Below are 16,435 nucleotides of genomic sequence, written 5' to 3' on the forward strand. Positions count from 1 at the left end.
CGCAGGCCGTGCGCGCGTCCGCACGGGGCTCGAGCGGCGGTGGTCCGATCCGTCGACCCACCCGGCGGGCATCAGCGGGCCGCGGCGGCCTCCGCGCCCGCGGCGCCCGACGTCGCGAGGTCGCTCTTCTCCAGCGGCTGGCCGGCACCGAGGGCGGCCGTCCACGCGTCCGTCGTCGCGACGGCGGCGAAGTTCGAGTGCAGCAGCGCCATCAGGGTCGTGTGCACGGTCTCGGCGTCGACGGTGCCGGCGGCGTTCGAGATGCTGATCGCCCCCGTCGCGTCGGAGAGGACCTCCACGGCCACGCCGTGCGCCTCGGCGTCGGCGGCCGACGCGACGATGCAGTTGTTGGTCATGTAGCCGACCAGGGTGACGGTGTCGATCTCGGAGTCGCGGAGCACGCCCAGGAGGTCCGTGTGCGCGAACACGGAGCTGTACTGCTTCGTGACGGCGTGCCAGTCGTCCCGCCGACGCCGCTCGATCTCGGGGTGCAGCGCGAAGCGGTCGGTGCTCGGGTCGAACACCGGAGCGCCCTCGCCGGCGGTGTGCTGCACGACGACGACCAGGGCCCCGGCGTCGGCGGCGGCGTCGATCGCCGCCCCGATCCGCTCCAGCGAGTCGGCGACGGGCGGGTGCTGGATCTCGAGGGGGCCGTCGGAGTACTCCTGCTGGACGTCGACGACGACGAGGGCTCGGGTGGGGGTGGGCATGGTGTCTCCTGGCGGGACGGGACGGGGCGGGTGCGTCGTGACGATCCTCGCTGCTGACCCGCGGATCCGCGGTCGGCGCGCTGCTCCGTCACGATGCTTCCGAGCCGAGGAGGTCACGCAATCGAGATCGCCGTGACGAGTGGCTCCTCGTTGAGACCCACCGCCCGCTGTCGACGGTCCGGGATCAGGCCCGAGGCCAGTCCGTCGTCAGGTAGGCCTCGACCGCGCGGTTGCGGAACGAGTAGGGCTTTCCCCGAGTGATGATGCCCCGAGTGGTGTCGAGGCGGCGGGAGAACGGGCCGACCTGGGTGGCCGACGCCAGCCCCATCGACTCGGCGATGTTCGTCAGGGTCCGTTCGGACGGCGCGAGGGCGCCCATGGCCTCGACGAACTCGTGCTCGCGCGGGGGGAGGCGGCCGAGGATCCGCTCGACGTGGGCCGACGCCTCGCCCGCCGCCGATCGCCAGCCCGTCAGGACGTCGTCCTCGGTGACGACGTCTGCCTGGCCGGCGTTCCAGGCCCCCTGTCCGGCCAGCTGGAAGAGGAAGGGCTCCCCGCAGCAGAGCTCCACGATCGCCCGCGCGGCCTCGGTGCGCATGGTGACCCTGTCGACGCCGCCGTCCCCGTCGGCGGTCTCCCATCCAGAGATGACGAAGGGCTGGAGGGCGGCGAGCAGGTCTCCCTCGTCGAGGGCGGCCAAGGTGACCGTGCGGAAGCGTCGAGCGAAGGTGGCGCCCTTGCGCGCCCCCGCCATGTCCTCGAAGTCGGGCAGGCCGGTCAGGTAGACGACGATAGGGAGGAAGCGCAGCGCGGAGCCCCCGCCGGGGAGCCGGACCTCGACCTCGTGCGACAGCGCGTCACCGAGGGCGATGAGGAGCTGTGACAGGGCGGCGTCGTCGGAGATGTTCTGCACTTCGTCGATGTGGATCAGGACGACCACGTCCTGCCGGATCGCCGCGTCGCCCAGCTCGACGAGGAGGTCGAAGAGCGCCGTCGACGGTTCGGGCCCGTCGCTGCCCCGTACGGACAGGGCGAAGCCCGAGATCGCGACCTGCTCGACCCTGTCGAGGATGTCGGTCACGCGCTGACGGGCCGACGCTCGGAGGCCGGCAGCATCGGCGAGGCGGAGGACCGCCGACGCGACCAACTTGAGGGGGTCCGCTCCGGACGGCATGCGGATCTGGGGCGTCACCCAGTCCCCGGTGTCCGCCGCGTCGCGAGCGATGCGACGGACGAGGCTCGACTTGCCCGTGCCCGGCTCACCGAGGATGGTCCGGCCCGTCTCGTACAGGCCTGCCAGCCGTCGCGGCCGCAGGACGTCGCGCCAGTCGCTGAGCTGGTCGGCGCGCCCTGCCCATACGTCGGGCACGACGTCGGAGCCGGCCTGGAAGGGATTGGTGAGAGGTGAACGCACGATGAGGATTTTATCAGACAGTCGACGCGAAATCGATAAATTTATCAAGATGGGGTCAAGCCGACGATAAACTTATCGAGCACCGTGCACCGTGCACCGGGGGGGCTCAGACCTCGGCGGGCCGCGACCTCGTCGGGAAGGGGTCGTTGGGGCCGGGCGACGGCGTGCCGTGCGTGTCCTCCTCGTCCTGCGAGTGGCCCGAGGCGGCGTCGACGAAGCGCGCCCCGCCGACGGCCGCCGTGCGCCGGACGAGCTCGGCCACGAGGGCGTCGTCCTCGGGCTGCAGGGCGTCCTCGGGAGCGACCTCGACCATGACCTGGCTCGCGGGGCCGAGCAGCAGCTCGGCCGTCACCGCCACGCCGTCCTCGTCGGCCGTCGGCACCTCGACGATGTCGGTGGTGCCGTTCTGGCCGAGCGCGGCCGCGTACGCGAGCACCGCCTCCGCGATCGCGTCGCCGGTCATGACTCGGTTCTCGCCGTAGACGATGTACTTCACAGGGGGAGTCCTTTCGTAGACCACGCCACTCAACCCCCTCGACCCCGGCGGGGCCCGCCCGGTCGCCCGGCGACCTCCGAGGGGCGGAGGAGCAGTCTCGACCGATGACCGACAGAGACGACACCTTCACCGCCCTCAGCGTCCAGCGCGCCCTCGAGAACGTCGAGGCCGGCGGCAAGCCGTTCGCGTGCCTCCTCGTCCGCGACGGCGAGGTCGTCATCGAGGCGGCGAACCACGTCGCCCAGACCGGCGACCCGACCGCCCACGCCGAGATCCGCGCGATCCGGGCGGCCGCCGAGCAGGGCATCACCGACCTGCGCGGCTTCGACGCCTACGTCACCGCCTACCCCTGCCCCATGTGCCTCGGCGCGCTCTACTACGCGCAGCCCGACCGCGTCGTCTACGCGGTGTCGCGCGAGGAGGAGGGCGAGCACTACGAGGACGGCAACCGCCTCATGTCACTCGCGACCTTCTACGACGAGTACGCGAAGGGCGTCGACGAGCGGGCCCTCCCTGCCGAGCACGGCACGGCAGACGACGCGACCGCCCCGTTCGTCGCCTGGACGGCGCGGCACGGGTCCTGACCGAGCCCGGGCGACGCCCGCCCGAGCTCAGCCCCAGTAGCCCTCGAGCTCGGCGGGCGTGAGCTCGACCGCGGCGACGAGCCGGTCCGCCACGGCGCGCAGCAGCTCCTCGTGGCGGAGCGCCGCGAGGGGGGCGCTCACGAGAGGCCGAGGACGAACAGCACCCCGGCGACGAAGGTGCCGCACGTGGCGACGGCCGACGTGGCGACGACGAAGAGGGTGACCTGGCGGTCGCGGTCGCGGACCTCGGTGAAGGGGCTCCTGGCCGTGTGGAAGCTCATGAGCTTCTCGTCTCCGGCAGCCCTGCGGCGCTGCCCGTTCCTGCGGTGTCTGCCCGCCGTTGACCGGGCATGTGCCGGCGTCGCGGGCACGGCCACATCGTCGCATCGATGGGGGTCCAGATGGTTGACGACGTGAACTACTGCGTTCCGCGGACAGTGACAGCTCCCATTCACGCGCATCGATCGTTGACAGGCCCCTGACAACCTTGTCAGGATCGCTGTCGATCACCTCGCACTTCCCCTCACACCCCTCGGACGACGGAGTCCTGCATGCCCTCATCCCCCCGGCGCCGCACGGTCGCCGCCACCTCGATCGTGACGGCGGGCCTCCTCGCCGCCCTCACCGGCCTCGGCACGGTCGCCCCGGCCGCCGCGGCGCCGACGGCCGGGGAGGTGGCCGCGGCGCAGACGGTCACCGAGGGCGACGCCCGCTTCCAGGTGCTGTCGCCCACCCTCATCCGCACCGAGTTCGCGCCGGGCGGCGCGTTCACCGACGCCGCGACCTTCACCGTCGTCGGCCGCGACTCCTTCGCGGCCACGCCCTTCACCACGACGCGCGACGACGGCTGGCTGACCATCGACACGGGGGAGGCGCGGGTCCGGTACGAGATCGGCTCCGGCTCGTTCGACCAGGGCAACCTGGAGCTCAGCCTCACGACGGGCTCGGGCCAGCAGGTCGTGGCCGCGCCCTGGCAGCAGGACGACCCCGCGCGCTGCGTCGTGGGCGTCCGCTGCGAGGCCGAGACCCTCGACCTCGTCGGGCTGGCCCCCGCCACGAACCACACCGGCGCGACCGGCGACGGCTTCGTCGCCGGGTTCGAGCGCGTCGGCGACGCCGCGAGCTTCTCGGTGACCGCCGAGCAGGCCGGCCCGCACGACCTCGTCCTCCGCTACGCGAACTCGCAGGGCGGCGACGGCCAGGTCACGACGCGCACCCTCAGCGTCACCGTCGACGGCGGCGCCGCGCAGACGATCTCGCTGCCGCCGACCGCGGGCTGGGACGACTGGGCGCTGGCCCGGGCGACCCTCGACCTCGCCGAGGGCGAGCACGACGTCGTCGTCGAGCGCGCCTCCGGCGACTCCGGCAACCTCAACCTCGACGGCGTCGCCGTCGTCGGGCCCGGCGCGGCGTACCCCGCCGAGGCGCCCGCCGCCGTCGAGACCGTCGACTGCGCGTACGGTGCCCCGTGCGAGGCCGAGACGACGGCCCTGGCCGGCGGTGCGAGCGTCGGCGACGACCACGACGGCGCCTCCGCCGAGGCGTTCGCCGCCGGCCTCGGCCGTGGCGCGTCGTTCACGGCGCACGTCACGGGCGTGCCCGCGGGCGAGCACGTGCTGCAGATCCGCTACGCGAGCGCGCAGCCCGACGCACGCACCGTCTCGGTCAGCACCGGTGCCGGCACCGTGACCACCGCCTCCCTCGAGCCCACCAGCGGCTGGGATCACTGGCGCACCGTCAGCGTGCCCGTCACCCTGACGGAGGGCGAGGACGACGTGACCGTCGGCTGCCCCGACGACGCGAGCTGCCAGCTCAACGTCGACACCGTCGCCGTCGCGTCGGCCGCCGCACCGTTGCTCGCCCCGCACGCCGCGCTCGGCGGCTACCGTCGCGACCTCGACACCGCGAACGGCACCGTCGACACCAACGCCGGCCTGCTCTACCAGGACGGCTGGTCGCTCGTCGACGACAGCGCCTCGGCGCAGTACGACGAGGCCACCGAGACCCTCACGCCGCGCCCCGTCGCCGACGTGCAGGACGGCTACCTCTTCGCCGCGGGCGACGCCCACGAGACGGCCCTCGGCGACCTGGCCACCCTCACCGGCCCCTCGGTGCTGCTGCCCCGCTGGGCCTACGGCGTCTGGTACTCCGAGTACTACGACCGCGCGCAGTCCGACTTCACCGACACGATCGTGCCGCGCTTCGCTGAGGAGGGCGTGCCCCTCGACGTGCTCGCCGTCGACACCGACTACAAGGCGCCCGACAAGTGGAACGGCTGGGAGGTCGACGAGACGAGGTTCCCCGACATGGCCGGCTTCCTCGCCGGGCTCAAGCAGCAGGGCGTCCACAACACGCTGAACGTGCACCCGAGCATCACGCAGGGCGACCCGCAGCTGCCCGCGGCCCAGGCCACGGCGCAGGGGAACCTCATCCCGGACGGGGAGCGCTTCCTGTTCGACTGGTCGGACCCGGCGCAGCTGCAGGCGTACTTCGACCTGCACGACGAGATCGCCGACCAGGGCGTCGACGTCTTCTGGCTCGACTGGTGCTGCAGCGACGCGTCGCGGTACTCGCAGCCCGGCGTCACGCCCGACGCGTTCATCAACGAGCAGTACGCGCAGCGCACGGCCGACCGCATCGGCCGCGGCTTCGCCTTCTCGCGGGCCTACGGCGCCCTGACCGCGGGCGGCTACGGCAACCCGCAGCCGGTGCCGACCGGCCCCTGGGCCGACAAGCGCACAACGCTGCACTTCACCGGCGACACCACGTCGACGTGGCAGATGCTGCAGGCGCAGGTCGGGTACACGCCCGGCGAGTCGGCGGCGACCGGCCTCTCGGCGATCAGCCACGACATCGGCGGGCACACCGGCGGCACCACCTTCCCGGGCGCGGAGGCCGAGAGCACGAAGCTCGCCGACGACCTCTACGCGCGGTGGGTGCAGTTCGGCACGTTCCAGCCGATCGACCGCCTGCACAGCAACCACAGCGACCGGCTGCCCTGGCAGTACGGCGCGGCGGCCGACGCCTCCGCGACCTCGTTCCTGGACCTGCGCGAGGCGCTGATGCCGCTCACCTACACGCTGTCGGCGGAGGCCACGCGCACCGGCGTGCCCGTCGTCCGGCCGCTCTACGTGCAGTACCCCGAGCAGCAGGAGGCCTACGCGATGGCCGGCAGCGAGTACCTGTTCGGCCCCGACGTGCTCGTCGCCCCGGCGGTGACGCCCGGCGAGACCGCCACGACCCGCGTGTGGTTCCCCGAGGGCAGCACCTGGACGGACTGGTTCACGGGCGAGACGCACGCCGGCGGCACCACCGCCGACGTCACCACCGGCCTCGACGCCATGCCGGTGTTCGTCCGCTCGGGCGGCGTCGTCGCGACGCGGAGCACCGACGTCGCGAACGACGCGACCCCGCTGACCGAGCTCACGCTCACGGCGGCGACCGGCAGCGACGGCGCCTTCTCGCTCTACGAGGACGACGGCGTCAGCGCCGACCTCACCGCCTCGGCCCGCACGGCCGTGACGTACACGGAGCAGGCCGACGGGGGCGTGCTCGACGTCGCCGCGGTCGAGGGCAGCTTCGACGGGCAGGTCTCCGACCGCTCCCTGACGGCGGTCTTCACCGACGCCGAGCGCCCGGCGGTCGTCCGGGTCGACGGCACGCCCGTCGCCGCCGAGGCCTGGAGCTGGGACGAGGCCACGCGTCGCCTCACGGTGCCGGTCGCGAGCCGGCCGGTGGCGCAGGCCACGTCGGTGTCGTTCTCCACGACCGCGGTCGTCGACCCGGGCCAGCCGGGCGACCCCGGCGCCGGGCCGGGCGCCCCCGTCGACCCGGGTGCGCCCGGCGTCGACCCGACGCCCGCGCCCCCCGTGGCGGCTCCCGGTGACGGGACGGCCCCCGGGCAGGGCGCCGGCACGGCGGGCGACCGCGGGCCCCTCGCCTTCACGGGCTCGGACGTCGCCGGGGTGCTCGCCCTGGTCGCGGCCGCCCTCGTGGGCACGGGCCTGCTGGTGACGCGGGCGTCGCGCCGACGGGCACGTCGGGAGGGCTGACAGCCGGAGGGACGACGGAGGCGCGGTGCAGGTCGACCTGCACCGCGCCTCCGTCGTGCGTGCCCCGGGCCCGGCGACGTCGATGCCCCTCGGCACCGCCGGGCCCGGGTCACTCCTGCGTGCTCACCCAGTCGTCGATGTCGAAGTCGGCGCCCTCGGCGGGGAGCGCCGACGGCTGCACGTCGTGCGGGGCGATGCGCTGCGCGAGGCGCCCCTCGATGTAGGCGACCGTCTCGGCGTTGTCGGGCTCGGGCAGCGGGCTGTTCGTGCTCTCGGCGACGAGGGCGACCCCGGCCGACAGGAACAGCGTGGCCGAGACCACGTCGCCGTCGGCGCCGTAGGCGGTGAGGTCGATGGAGTCGGCGGAGCCCGTCTCGCCGAGCATCGCGGCGTACTCGAGCACGGCGTCGGCGATCGCGTCCCCCACGAGGAAGTCCTTGTCGGCGAAGGTGATGTGCTTCATGCGGCCCACGCTAGGCAGGCGACGCCGGGTGCGACCGAGGGTTGACGGAGGCGGGGGGCAGGGGGTAGCTCGTCAGCGGAGGCCCGTCGCGTCGCCGAGCGTCGTGCTGTGCCGGCCCGGGCGCCGCGCGTCCTGTGCCGGCCCGGTCGCCGCGCGTCCGTCGCCGGGCGGGGGCGCCTCCCCGGGGTCGCCGCTCGCGTGTGCTGTGCTGGGCACATGGATCAGGAGACGACGACGTGGGTGCTGGTCGCCCTGCTGGTGCTGGCTCTCGTGGGGGTCGTGGTCGCGATCGTCGTGGGGCGTCGACGCAGCCGGGCCGCCGCCGCGGCGGCGACCGCCCGGGTCGAGGCCGCCGAGGCGGCCCACCGCCAGGAGCTCGAGCGCGTCGCGGCCTCGCACGACGAGGGCGTCAGCAGCCTCGAGGCGCAGCACGCCCGGGAGCGTGACGAGCTCGACGCCCGCCGCCGCGACGCAGAGGAGCGCGCCGAGCAGAGCCAGGAGTTCGCCACCCGCAGCATGCGCTGGGACGAGCCCTCGCAGCGGGCCGTCGTCGACGCGTGCACCGAGCTCGGGCTCGACGGCGTGCTGATCACCAACGTCGTCTTCGTGCCCGTCGACGCGCCGCGCACCCGTCGCTTCGTCGCGCAGGTCGACCACGTGCTGCTGCTGAGCTCCGCGGCGGTCGTCATCGAGAACAAGGGCTGGAAGGGCGTCGTGCTCGACGGCGTCCAGCCGCGCGACGTGCACTCGTCGATCGGCACCCTCTTCGGCGACGTGACCTTCGAGGCGCCGTTCGCGGTGCAGGTCTCGCGCGAGTCGCCGACGTCGTTCCGCATCACGAGCCACGAGGGCCGCGAGTCGCCGGCCGCGCAGGTCCGCCGACAGGCGCAGCGCGTCGCCGACCTCGTCGGGGCCGAGACGAGCCGCACGCAGTGGTTCGACACCGCCGTCTTCTACTCGCACCCCGACGCCGAGGTCTGGGCGGCCGAGACCGACGCCACCGAGGCCGGAGTCACGACGACGATCGTCGCGGGCGGGCGTCAGCTGCGCAGCTTCCTCGAGCGGGTCGGCGACCGCCCCCGCACCCTCGCGCCCACCCGCATCGCCGAGCTCGCCGAGCTCTTCGCCCGGCACGGCGCCGACGTGCGTCGCTTCGGCGCGATGGCGGTGCCGGAGGGGCGCTAGCCGAGCCTCGGCTGGCCTCGGCCCTCGGCCCTCGGCCCCAGCCTCTCGCCCGCGGCGCCCTTCCCCCTGCTCGCCGCCGCCTCCTGACGCGATCACGCTCAAATTTGAGAGCGATCGGCTCGACACGGGCCAGGACCTGGGGGAGTCGCGGGTCGGCAGCCCGGATCTCTCTCGCTTTCCCGAGAGACGGCGGTCCGGCAGTCCGGCGGCCCACCCGGGTCCCAGCAGGCACACTCGGCCGCCCCTAACCGCGCTGCACGGCCTCGAACGCCGCCCGCGCCGCCGCCGCGACGAGCGTGTCGTCGTACGCCGCCGCCGGGTCGGTCCGCGTCGTCAGCACGGCGATCACCACGGGGTCACCACCCGGCCGCGTCACGACCGCGACGTCGTTGCGGACCGGCCCCGCGCCTCCGGACTTGTCGGCCACGGCCCAGCCCACGGGCGCCCCGGCCCGGACGAGCGCGTCGCCCGTCGCGTTGCCCGACATCCAGTCGAGCAGCTGGGCGCGGTCGTCGTCGCCGAGCCAGTCGCCCGCGACGACCCTGGCCAGCAGGCCCCGGACGGCGGCGGGCGTGGTGGTGTCGGCCGTGCTCCCGGCCGTCGGGCGGTTGAGCTCGGGCTCGCCGTTCACGACGTCGGTGACGTCGTCGCCCTGGGCCGCGAGGGCCGCGTCGAGGGCGGCCGGCCCGCCGAGGTGCTCGACGACGAGGTTCAGCGCCGTGTTGTCGCTCTGCCGGACCGCGGCCTCGGCGAGCTGCCCGAGGGTCAGGCCGGTGCCCGTGGCGGCGCTCGTGGCGGGGGAGTACCCGGCGGCTGTCACGTCGCCCGCCGTCCAGGTCACGACCTCGTCGAGGTCGGCCGGCTCGGTCGCGTCGAGCAGCGCGGCGGCGGCCAGCGCCTTGAGGCTCGAGGCGTAGAGGAACCGTTCGTCGCCGCGGTGCTCGAGGGCCCGGCCCGTGCCGGTGTCGACGACGCTGACGCCGACGCGGGCTCCGTGCTCGGACTCGAGCGCGGCCAGGGCGGCGTCGAGCTCGGGGTCGTCGACCACCGTCGCGACCGGCGCGGTCGGCGAGGGAGTCGCCCCAGCACTGGTCGACGTCGTCGAGGAGTTGCGGGTCGGCTCCCCGGGGCCGGCGCCCGACCCGGCGTCGGCCGTCGTGAACCCGGCCAGCGCCACGACGAGGGCGAACCCGGCACCGCTCGCGGCGGAGAGGCGGCGGACGACGGGGCGGGGGAGGCGCGGTGACGGAGAACGGGTCATGCCTGCATGCTCGCACCCCGCCGGGGCCCGTCGGCGGGGGATCGTCCCCCGGCCGCCGGAGATCAGCCGAAGGGATGACGCCGCGGCCGCCGGGGCGCGAGAGGGTGAGGTCGACCCCGGTGCGACCCGGGGGTCAGCCCCCTGTCGCGGTGCCCCGCGAGACGATGTGCTGGAGGTCGACGCCGAACGGCGGCGTCGACGCCCGAGAGGAGAACACCGTGACCGACGGCCGTCCGCCCCTGCCCCGCCACTTCGTCGTCACGCTCGCCGTCGCGTCGCTGCTGCTCGGCGTCGTCGCCTGCACGCCGGGCCTGCACGACCTGCCGGGTGCGCGCGACGCGCCCGATCGCCCGGCGGCCGAGCTCGTCCACGACTGACGGAGGACCGCAGGCCCGTCAGCTCGACTGTGGAGAACTCCACCCCGCCGACGTCGCCCCCCGGTGGACGTCTCCTGGGAGTCGCGACACGTGTCGTGCGCACGCCACTACCGTCCAGCCCATGAGCCAGACACGAGAACGACTCACCACAGCTCTCCTCGTCGCCGGCGTCCTCGGCCTCGCCGCCGGGTGCACCTCCGACGACCAGGTCAGCGCCGCCCCGGCCGCCACCGACGTGGCCCCGACGCCGGGCGCGACGGCCTCGCCGACGCCCGTCGAGGCCGCCAGCCCGGAGCAGGCGCTCGTCGCCGAGTACCTCGACGCGGCCGCCGCCGGCGACGCGGCCGCCGCCTGGCAGCTCCTGACCCCCCAGGCCCAGCAGTTCTACTCGACCGAGCAGACCTTCGCGGGGCTCTTCGGCCGCGACGGCACGGTCTCCGCCGACGAGGCGGGCCAGCTGCTCGCCGGCGAGATGGTGTCGAGCGAGGGCCCCGAGGGCGCGTTCACCCTCGTCAGCGTGACCACCGACTCCGAGGCCGACGCCTGGGTCGTGCGGGCCGTCGACGGCGACCCCGCCGACCTGCGCATCGACGACGCAGGCGTGCCGCCGACGGGCGGGTCGCTGTACGAGTGGCGGAACCCCGCGGCGGGCGCGGAGGACGCTCGCTACGAGGCAGGCCCCGCCGCGCTCGACGCCAGCCAGCCCGCGACCCTCTCGTTCGCGAGCCCCGCGAGCATGGACAGCGACGTGCCCTCGACCGTCGGCTACCCCGACGCGCTCTTCGGCTGGGTCGACGGCACCTCCGTGCCCGTCGAGCTCGGCGCCGCCGCCGGGTCGGAGCGCCAGTTCACCGCCGACGTCGAGCCCGGCGAGGGGGCTCCGACGGCCCTCACCGTCGTGTGGGAGACCGGCCTCGACGGCGGGGCCCCCGCCTCCTGGCGCAGCAGCACCGTCCTGCTCTAGCACCGCCGACCGCGACCACGACGCCGAGGCCGGTGCCGGTGCCGGCACCGACCACCCTCAGCCGCGGGCGGCCGACTGCGCGACCGCGTGGTCGGCCTGCTCGCGGCTCAGCTCGGTGAGGCCGCCGCAGTTGCTGCACCGGTCCAGCCACCGCTTCCGCAGCGTCACGAGCGGCACGAAGAAGAGCGTGGCCTTCGTCGCGTGCTCCTCGACCTGGTGCGGCACCGTCTTGTCGCAGAACCGGCAGGCGAAGACGACCACGGCGAGCACACGGCTCTTCACGGTGGTGCCGAAGAGGATGAACATCGGTCGACCGTAGCCGCCCGGCCTGCGAGGAGGCACGGTGGGGGCAGGAGGCGCGGGCGCGTTCCTGGGACGCGTCCGCGCCTCCTGCGGTTCACTGTGAGCGGGAGGCAGCGATGAAGCACATCCACTACGACGGCAGCACGATCACCACCGGCGACGACATCGCGGAGGCGGTGGTCGAGTACGCGGCCGCGCTCGGCGCGAACGGGAAGACGGACACCGTCCACGTGCCCACCTTCGACGCGCACGGCACCGCGACGACGTCGACGATCCTGATCGGGCCCGCGAGCCAGATTGTGGTCTCCGACGCGGACGAGGACGAGCTCGAGCCCGAGGACGAGGGCTTCGTCGGGCGCCTGCGGGAGGCGTCGGCCGCCGCCGGGTCGGTCGAGGTCGTGCACGCCGACCGCGGGCCGTCGGCCTCGGAGTGCTGACGCCGGACTCGGTGCGAGGGCGGCCGGGAGGGCCGGAGCAGGCCCCGCGGGCGTGGCCCCCGAACGGGTGATCTGCACGATGTGTCACGGAATGGTCGGACGGGGGCGGATTGTCAGCTATGCTCGCCGCTCTTGTGGCTCCGGCCGGAGTGGGCGTATAAACGACAGGTAACGGGGAACACTCGACGCAGTCACGCGGAGATCAGGTGCCTCCTCTTCTCAGTCAGGCGCCTCATGGCCCGTTCGACCTCCTCCCGTCCCCTCTTCTCCGCCCGTCCGGTGCTCGCCGGGGCCGTCGTGCTCGGCGTCGCCGCCGCGCTGGCCCTCTCCACGGCTCCCTCCGCCCGGGCCGTCGGGCTGATCGACCTCGGCGACGCGACGAGCTTCGCGGTGCTCGGCGGCCAGACCGTCACGAACACCGGCGTCTCGGTGGTGCAGGGCGACGTCGGCCTCTCGCCCGGCACGTCGATCACCGGGTTCCAGGGCGGCCCCGGCGTCGTCACCGACGGGACCCTGCACGCCACGGACGCCCTCGCAGCCCGGGCGCAGGCGTCGCTGCAGCGGGCCTACGACCAGTCGGCGAGCCTCAGCCCGCAGGCCAGCATCTCGCTCGCCGACCCCGCCGACCGCCTCCTCACGCCCGGCGTCTACGCGTCCGACGGCGTCGACGCCCTGCTGCCCGACACCGCCGCGCTGACCTTCGCCGGCGACGCGGCGTCGACCTGGGTCATCCAGGTGCCCCAGGACCTCACCATCGGCAGCGGCACGTCGATGGTCTTCACCGGCGGCGCCAGCGGCTGCAACGTCTTCTGGCAGGTCGGGCGCTCCGCGACCATCGGCGGCGGCTCGGCGTTCGCCGGCACGGTCATGGCCCAGACCTCCATCTCGGTCGTCGCGACCTCGACCGTCGACGGGCGCCTCCTCGCCCGCACCGGCGCCGTCACCCTCGACACGACGCGCATCGTCCGCGACGCCTCGTGCAACGAGGCCCCGCAGATCACCTCGTCGGCCCCGACCGACGCCACCGCCGGCACGCCCTACGCCTTCACCGTGACCGCCACCGGCAGCCCCACGCCGACCTTCACGTCGACCACGCTGCCCGCCGGGCTCTCGCTCGACGCCACGACCGGGGTCATCTCGGGCACGCCCACGACGCCCGGCACCACCACGGTGACCGTGACGGCCACCAACGGCGTCGCGCCCGCCGACACCGCGACCTACACGATCACCACCCTCGAGGCCGCCGTGGTGACGCCGCCGGTCGTGCCGGTCACGCCGCCCGTCGTGCCCGTCACGCCGCCCGTCACGCCGGTCACGCCGGTCGTGCCCGGGACGCCGACGACGCCGGGCGCCACCACGCCGCCGGTGACGACGACCCGCATCACGCCCGTCGCCGACCGCGGCCGCGTATCCGCCCGTGACGGCGGAGCCCTCGCCTACACCGGCTCGGAGGCCACGCTGCCCCTGGCCGTCGGGGCCGCCGCGCTGCTCGCCGGGCTCGCCCTCGTGCTGGGCACGCGCCTCCGTCGTCGCGGGGAGCAGCAGCACCGCGGCTAGTCCCGTCCGCGGGCACGGAGCGTGCCGCGTGCGCCCGCCGGCTGTCAAGCCCCGGACGTCGCCCTGACCGCCGGGTTCGGTGGGTCGTGACCGACACCACGACCACGGGAAGGCAGGTGACCTCGTGATCGAACGAGGGAACACGACGCACGATCCGGAGCAGGACGAGCAGCTGGCACACGAGGCGCAGGGCCTCGTGCAGGGCCGGGGGGGCGTGGGCCACGTTGAAGAGGCCCGCCAGACCGAGCCGCTGCCCGACGACACGGACTCCGCCGAGGTGCAGCAGGCTGCGGGCCTCGACGGCGAGCTCGTCGACGTCGAGACCGCGGTGACGCCCGAGCCGGCGAGCACCGTGGGCGACGGCAAGGACACGCTCACGGAGACCGCCGCGGGGCTCAGCGCCGACCCCGTCGCGGTCAGCACGGAGACGCCCGAGGGAGCCGACGTCGAGCGCGCCGAGCCCGACGGCTCGGACCCGTCGGCGCCCGGCCAGCCCGTCACCGACGTGGCCGGGGCCGACGCACGAGCCTCCGAGGGGGCCTCCGCCGACGGAGCGGGCTCGTGACCGACACCGAGGTCGGCGACTCGCTCGCCCCGCTGCTGCGCGGCGACCGGCCGACGACATGGGCCTACGCGGACGTCTCGGCCGACCGGGAGGACCCGCGCGGCTGGGCCGACAGCGTCGCCACCGCGACCCTCGACGCGCTCGTGCAGGCCGGCGCCCCGGTGGACGACGCCCGCGTGCTCGCCGAGGAGCTCGTCGCCCCGCCCGGAGTGCCCGCGCCGGTCAGCCGGTACGTGCTCGTGCAGGGCGGCGAGGTCGTGCTCAGCGAGGTGCTGCCCGGCCCGGCGAAGGCCGCCGACGCGCTCGGCCACGGCCCCGTGCCCGACGCGCTGCCGCTGCTGGCGCACCGTCCGGTCGACCTGACCTTCCTCGTCGTCGAGGTGGGGCGCGACGGCGGCGGGTTCCGCGTGTACCGCTTCGGCCACGGCGAGGTGCAGCGCGAGCAGCAGGTGCAGGGCCGCACCGACACTCTCCACAAGATCCAGGGCGGGGGCTGGGCGCACAAGAGGATGCAGTCGCACACGGAGGAGCTGTGGCGACAGAACGTCGGCGAGCTCGGCGACGCGATCGACTCCGCCGTGCGACGTCACCGTGCCGGGCTGGTCGTGGTCGCGGGCGACATCCGGGCCCGTCAGCTGCTCGAGCTCGAGCTGTCGGAGGAGACCCGTGGCCTGCTGTCGGTGGTGCCGACCGACACCCGGGCGCCCGACGCCGCCGACGACGCCCTCGTCTCGCAGGTCGAGGTCGCCCTCGCCCGCGTCGTGGCCCAGCGGGTGCACGACGCCCTCGACCTGCTGCGCACCCATCTCGGGCGCGGCGACGGCACGGCGGTGAGCAGGGTCGGCGAGGTCGTCGCGGCGCTCGCCGCGGCGCAGGTCGACACGCTGCTGCTCGATCCGTCGGCGGTCGACGACCGCACGCTGCTCGCGCTCGGCGACGCCCCCTGGGTGGCGACCGCCCCCGAGGAGGCGCTCGGGGCCGAGGTGCTCGCGGAGCTGCCCGCCGCCTCGGCCCTGGCCCGGGCCGCGCTGCTGACCGACGCCCGCGTCGTCCTCGCGAGCGCCGGTGCCCTGCCCGGCGGCACCGGCCTCGGCGCCCTGCTGCGCTGGCCCGTCGGGCCGGCGAGGCCCGGTACCGACGCGGGCTGAGCGCCGGCCGGCCTGGTCGGCACCCGTCCGACCGACCGACCAGCACGCACCGCACGCACGCCCGAACCGACCGACCGCACGCACCGACCGACCGACCGACCGCACCGAGGAGGACCCCCGTGAGCGACGACTCCGCCCTGCCCCTGCCCGACTACGACCACCTGCCGCTCGGCACGCTCGAGACCCGGCTGCACGCCCTCGACGAACCCGCCGTCGCGGCCCTGCTCGAGCACGAGCGGGCGCACGGCGACCGGCTGCCGGTCGTGCAGCTGCTCGAGGCGCGGCTGGGCCGCCTCCGCGACGGTGCCGAGCCGACGGGCAGCCTCCCGGCCGCCACCGAGCCGTCGGTCGGCGGATCCCCCGCGGGCGGCTCGCGCGTGAGCCCGGCGACGGCCGGCCCGGCGATGAACCCGCCGTCGCAGGGCGACCCGACCAACCCCGCCCAGCCTCGGTGAGCCCGACCCGGCGGGGCGTCTCACCGCGGCCCGGCGACGGCGCGCAGCCCGCCCGGCTGCGGGGAGGGGTGGAGGCGCCGGGCGCGTCTCACTAGCCTGGGCCCGTGAGCAGAGACCGAGTCCTCGCCCCCGCGCCGCCCGCCGACGGGTCGAGGCCGAAGGGGCCGGCGTCGTACTTCCCGAGCATCGAGGCCACCTACGGCCGGCCGGTGCAGGAGTGGCTCGACCTCGCCGCCGACCGGCTCGACGTCGAGCCGCACATGCAGGTCGTCGCCTGGCTGAAGGGCGAGCACGGCCTGGGCCACGGCCACGCGAACGCCGTCGTCGCGTACGTCAGGGCCGCCCGCGCCGCGCAGTAGCCGCCCCCGCACCGTCGTCCCGCCGCGGACGGGCGCCGCACCCCGTTCCGTTCACCGCACCCCGATGCAGCGGGGTGCGGTGAACGGAACGGGGTGCGATGGACC

18 protein-coding genes are annotated in these 16,435 nt (G+C 74.9%); 11 read left to right on the plus strand and 7 right to left on the minus strand.

Going from position 1 to position 16,435, the window contains the following annotated elements; genetic code table 11:
* Window positions 1-71: 71 nt before the first annotated feature.
* The 3 genes from JOE43_RS05720 to JOE43_RS05730 all read right to left on the minus strand — a co-directional run bounded on the left by JOE43_RS05720 (window position 72) and on the right by JOE43_RS05730 (window position 2,620).
* A complete protein-coding gene (locus tag JOE43_RS05720) occupies window positions 72-710 on the minus strand; it encodes an isochorismatase family protein (RefSeq protein WP_209515628.1) in 639 nt (212 codons plus the stop codon).
* A gap of 184 nt (window positions 711-894) precedes the next feature.
* The gene (locus tag JOE43_RS05725; protein ID WP_209515630.1) at window positions 895-2,124 is read right to left on the minus strand and encodes an ATP-binding protein; all 1,230 of its coding nucleotides are present in this window, start codon (window positions 2,122-2,124) and stop codon (window positions 895-897) included.
* 106 nt (window positions 2,125-2,230) lie between these two features.
* Window positions 2,231-2,620, minus strand: a complete 390-nt coding sequence (locus tag JOE43_RS05730) for a hypothetical protein (RefSeq protein ID WP_209515633.1) — start codon at window positions 2,618-2,620, stop codon at window positions 2,231-2,233.
* Between the two features lie 104 nt (window positions 2,621-2,724).
* On the opposite strand from JOE43_RS05730, the gene JOE43_RS05735 reads away from it, so the two are divergent.
* Window positions 2,725-3,204 (plus strand): nucleoside deaminase, encoded by a 480-nt coding sequence (locus JOE43_RS05735; protein WP_209515636.1) that lies wholly within the window; start codon window positions 2,725-2,727, stop codon window positions 3,202-3,204.
* A 137-nt stretch (window positions 3,205-3,341) separates the two neighbouring features.
* Here JOE43_RS05735 and JOE43_RS05740 read toward each other — a convergent pair whose 3' ends face one another.
* Window positions 3,342-3,485 carry a hypothetical protein gene (locus tag JOE43_RS05740; RefSeq protein WP_156369870.1) on the minus strand — a complete coding sequence of 48 codons (144 nt, stop codon included), beginning with the start codon at window positions 3,483-3,485 and terminating at the stop codon, window positions 3,342-3,344.
* Window positions 3,486-3,755: 270 nt separating this feature from the next.
* On the opposite strand from JOE43_RS05740, the gene JOE43_RS05745 reads away from it, so the two are divergent.
* Window positions 3,756-7,256 (plus strand): TIM-barrel domain-containing protein, encoded by a 3,501-nt coding sequence (locus JOE43_RS05745; protein WP_209515638.1) that lies wholly within the window; start codon window positions 3,756-3,758, stop codon window positions 7,254-7,256.
* 109 nt (window positions 7,257-7,365) lie between these two features.
* Here the strand turns inward: JOE43_RS05745 and JOE43_RS05750 are convergent, their stop codons facing one another.
* Window positions 7,366-7,719 (minus strand): hypothetical protein, encoded by a 354-nt coding sequence (locus JOE43_RS05750; RefSeq protein ID WP_167257974.1) that lies wholly within the window; start codon window positions 7,717-7,719, stop codon window positions 7,366-7,368.
* A gap of 216 nt (window positions 7,720-7,935) precedes the next feature.
* Between JOE43_RS05750 and JOE43_RS05755 the strand changes: the two genes are divergently transcribed.
* Window positions 7,936-8,904 carry a nuclease-related domain-containing protein gene (locus JOE43_RS05755; RefSeq protein WP_209515641.1) on the plus strand — a complete coding sequence of 323 codons (969 nt, stop codon included), beginning with the start codon at window positions 7,936-7,938 and terminating at the stop codon, window positions 8,902-8,904.
* A gap of 244 nt (window positions 8,905-9,148) precedes the next feature.
* On the opposite strand, the gene bla is transcribed toward JOE43_RS05755, so the two are convergent.
* Entirely contained in the window at window positions 9,149-10,165 is a 1,017-nt protein-coding gene (gene bla / locus JOE43_RS05760; protein WP_209515644.1) for a class A beta-lactamase, read from the minus strand.
* A gap of 218 nt (window positions 10,166-10,383) precedes the next feature.
* On the opposite strand from bla, the gene JOE43_RS05765 reads away from it, so the two are divergent.
* A complete protein-coding gene (locus JOE43_RS05765; RefSeq protein ID WP_156369872.1) occupies window positions 10,384-10,542 on the plus strand; it encodes a hypothetical protein in 159 nt (52 codons plus the stop codon).
* 121 nt (window positions 10,543-10,663) lie between these two features.
* Window positions 10,664-11,506, plus strand: a complete 843-nt coding sequence (locus JOE43_RS05770) for a hypothetical protein (RefSeq protein ID WP_209515649.1) — start codon at window positions 10,664-10,666, stop codon at window positions 11,504-11,506.
* A gap of 57 nt (window positions 11,507-11,563) precedes the next feature.
* Here the strand turns inward: JOE43_RS05770 and JOE43_RS05775 are convergent, their stop codons facing one another.
* Complete coding sequence (locus JOE43_RS05775) at window positions 11,564-11,812, minus strand: zinc-ribbon domain-containing protein (RefSeq protein ID WP_209515651.1); 249 nt, start codon at window positions 11,810-11,812, stop codon at window positions 11,564-11,566.
* Between the two features lie 113 nt (window positions 11,813-11,925).
* Between JOE43_RS05775 and JOE43_RS05780 the strand changes: the two genes are divergently transcribed.
* The 6 genes from JOE43_RS05780 to JOE43_RS05805 all read left to right on the plus strand — a co-directional run bounded on the left by JOE43_RS05780 (window position 11,926) and on the right by JOE43_RS05805 (window position 16,330).
* Complete coding sequence (locus JOE43_RS05780; protein ID WP_209515655.1) at window positions 11,926-12,246, plus strand: hypothetical protein; 321 nt, start codon at window positions 11,926-11,928, stop codon at window positions 12,244-12,246.
* 234 nt (window positions 12,247-12,480) lie between these two features.
* A complete protein-coding gene (locus tag JOE43_RS05785; protein WP_209515659.1) occupies window positions 12,481-13,803 on the plus strand; it encodes an ice-binding family protein in 1,323 nt (440 codons plus the stop codon).
* A 124-nt stretch (window positions 13,804-13,927) separates the two neighbouring features.
* Window positions 13,928-14,368 (plus strand): hypothetical protein, encoded by a 441-nt coding sequence (locus JOE43_RS05790; RefSeq protein WP_209515662.1) that lies wholly within the window; start codon window positions 13,928-13,930, stop codon window positions 14,366-14,368.
* Entirely contained in the window at window positions 14,365-15,516 is a 1,152-nt protein-coding gene (locus JOE43_RS05795) for a Vms1/Ankzf1 family peptidyl-tRNA hydrolase (protein WP_209515665.1), read from the plus strand. The genes JOE43_RS05790 and JOE43_RS05795 overlap by 4 nt, the downstream gene beginning before the upstream one ends.
* A 119-nt stretch (window positions 15,517-15,635) precedes the next feature.
* Window positions 15,636-15,971, plus strand: a complete 336-nt coding sequence (locus tag JOE43_RS05800; protein ID WP_209515668.1) for a hypothetical protein — start codon at window positions 15,636-15,638, stop codon at window positions 15,969-15,971.
* 104 nt (window positions 15,972-16,075) lie between these two features.
* Complete coding sequence (locus JOE43_RS05805; RefSeq protein ID WP_209515671.1) at window positions 16,076-16,330, plus strand: DUF4287 domain-containing protein; 255 nt, start codon at window positions 16,076-16,078, stop codon at window positions 16,328-16,330.
* Window positions 16,331-16,435 lie beyond the last annotated feature (105 nt).

This window comes from Frigoribacterium sp. PvP121 (assembly GCF_017833115.1).
GTDB classification, from domain to species: domain Bacteria; phylum Actinomycetota; class Actinomycetes; order Actinomycetales; family Microbacteriaceae; genus Frigoribacterium; species Frigoribacterium endophyticum.

Bases quoted from the DNA above. Each gene is read 5' to 3' on its own strand.
- JOE43_RS05720 (WP_209515628.1), bottom strand. From the start codon at position 710: ATGCCCACCCCCACCCGAGCCCTCGTCGTCGTCGACGTCCAGCAGGAG.
- JOE43_RS05735 (WP_209515636.1), top strand. From the start codon at position 2,725: ATGACCGACAGAGACGACACCTTCACCGCCCTCAGCGTCCAGCGCGCC.
- JOE43_RS05740 (WP_156369870.1), bottom strand. From the start codon at position 3,485: ATGAGCTTCCACACGGCCAGGAGCCCCTTCACCGAGGTCCGCGACCGC.
- JOE43_RS05745 (WP_209515638.1), top strand. From the start codon at position 3,756: ATGCCCTCATCCCCCCGGCGCCGCACGGTCGCCGCCACCTCGATCGTG.
- JOE43_RS05750 (WP_167257974.1), bottom strand. From the start codon at position 7,719: ATGAAGCACATCACCTTCGCCGACAAGGACTTCCTCGTGGGGGACGCG.
- JOE43_RS05755 (WP_209515641.1), top strand. From the start codon at position 7,936: ATGGATCAGGAGACGACGACGTGGGTGCTGGTCGCCCTGCTGGTGCTG.
- bla (WP_209515644.1), bottom strand. From the start codon at position 10,165: ATGACCCGTTCTCCGTCACCGCGCCTCCCCCGCCCCGTCGTCCGCCGC.
- JOE43_RS05770 (WP_209515649.1), top strand. From the start codon at position 10,664: ATGAGCCAGACACGAGAACGACTCACCACAGCTCTCCTCGTCGCCGGC.
- JOE43_RS05775 (WP_209515651.1), bottom strand. From the start codon at position 11,812: ATGTTCATCCTCTTCGGCACCACCGTGAAGAGCCGTGTGCTCGCCGTG.
- JOE43_RS05780 (WP_209515655.1), top strand. From the start codon at position 11,926: ATGAAGCACATCCACTACGACGGCAGCACGATCACCACCGGCGACGAC.
- JOE43_RS05785 (WP_209515659.1), top strand. From the start codon at position 12,481: ATGGCCCGTTCGACCTCCTCCCGTCCCCTCTTCTCCGCCCGTCCGGTG.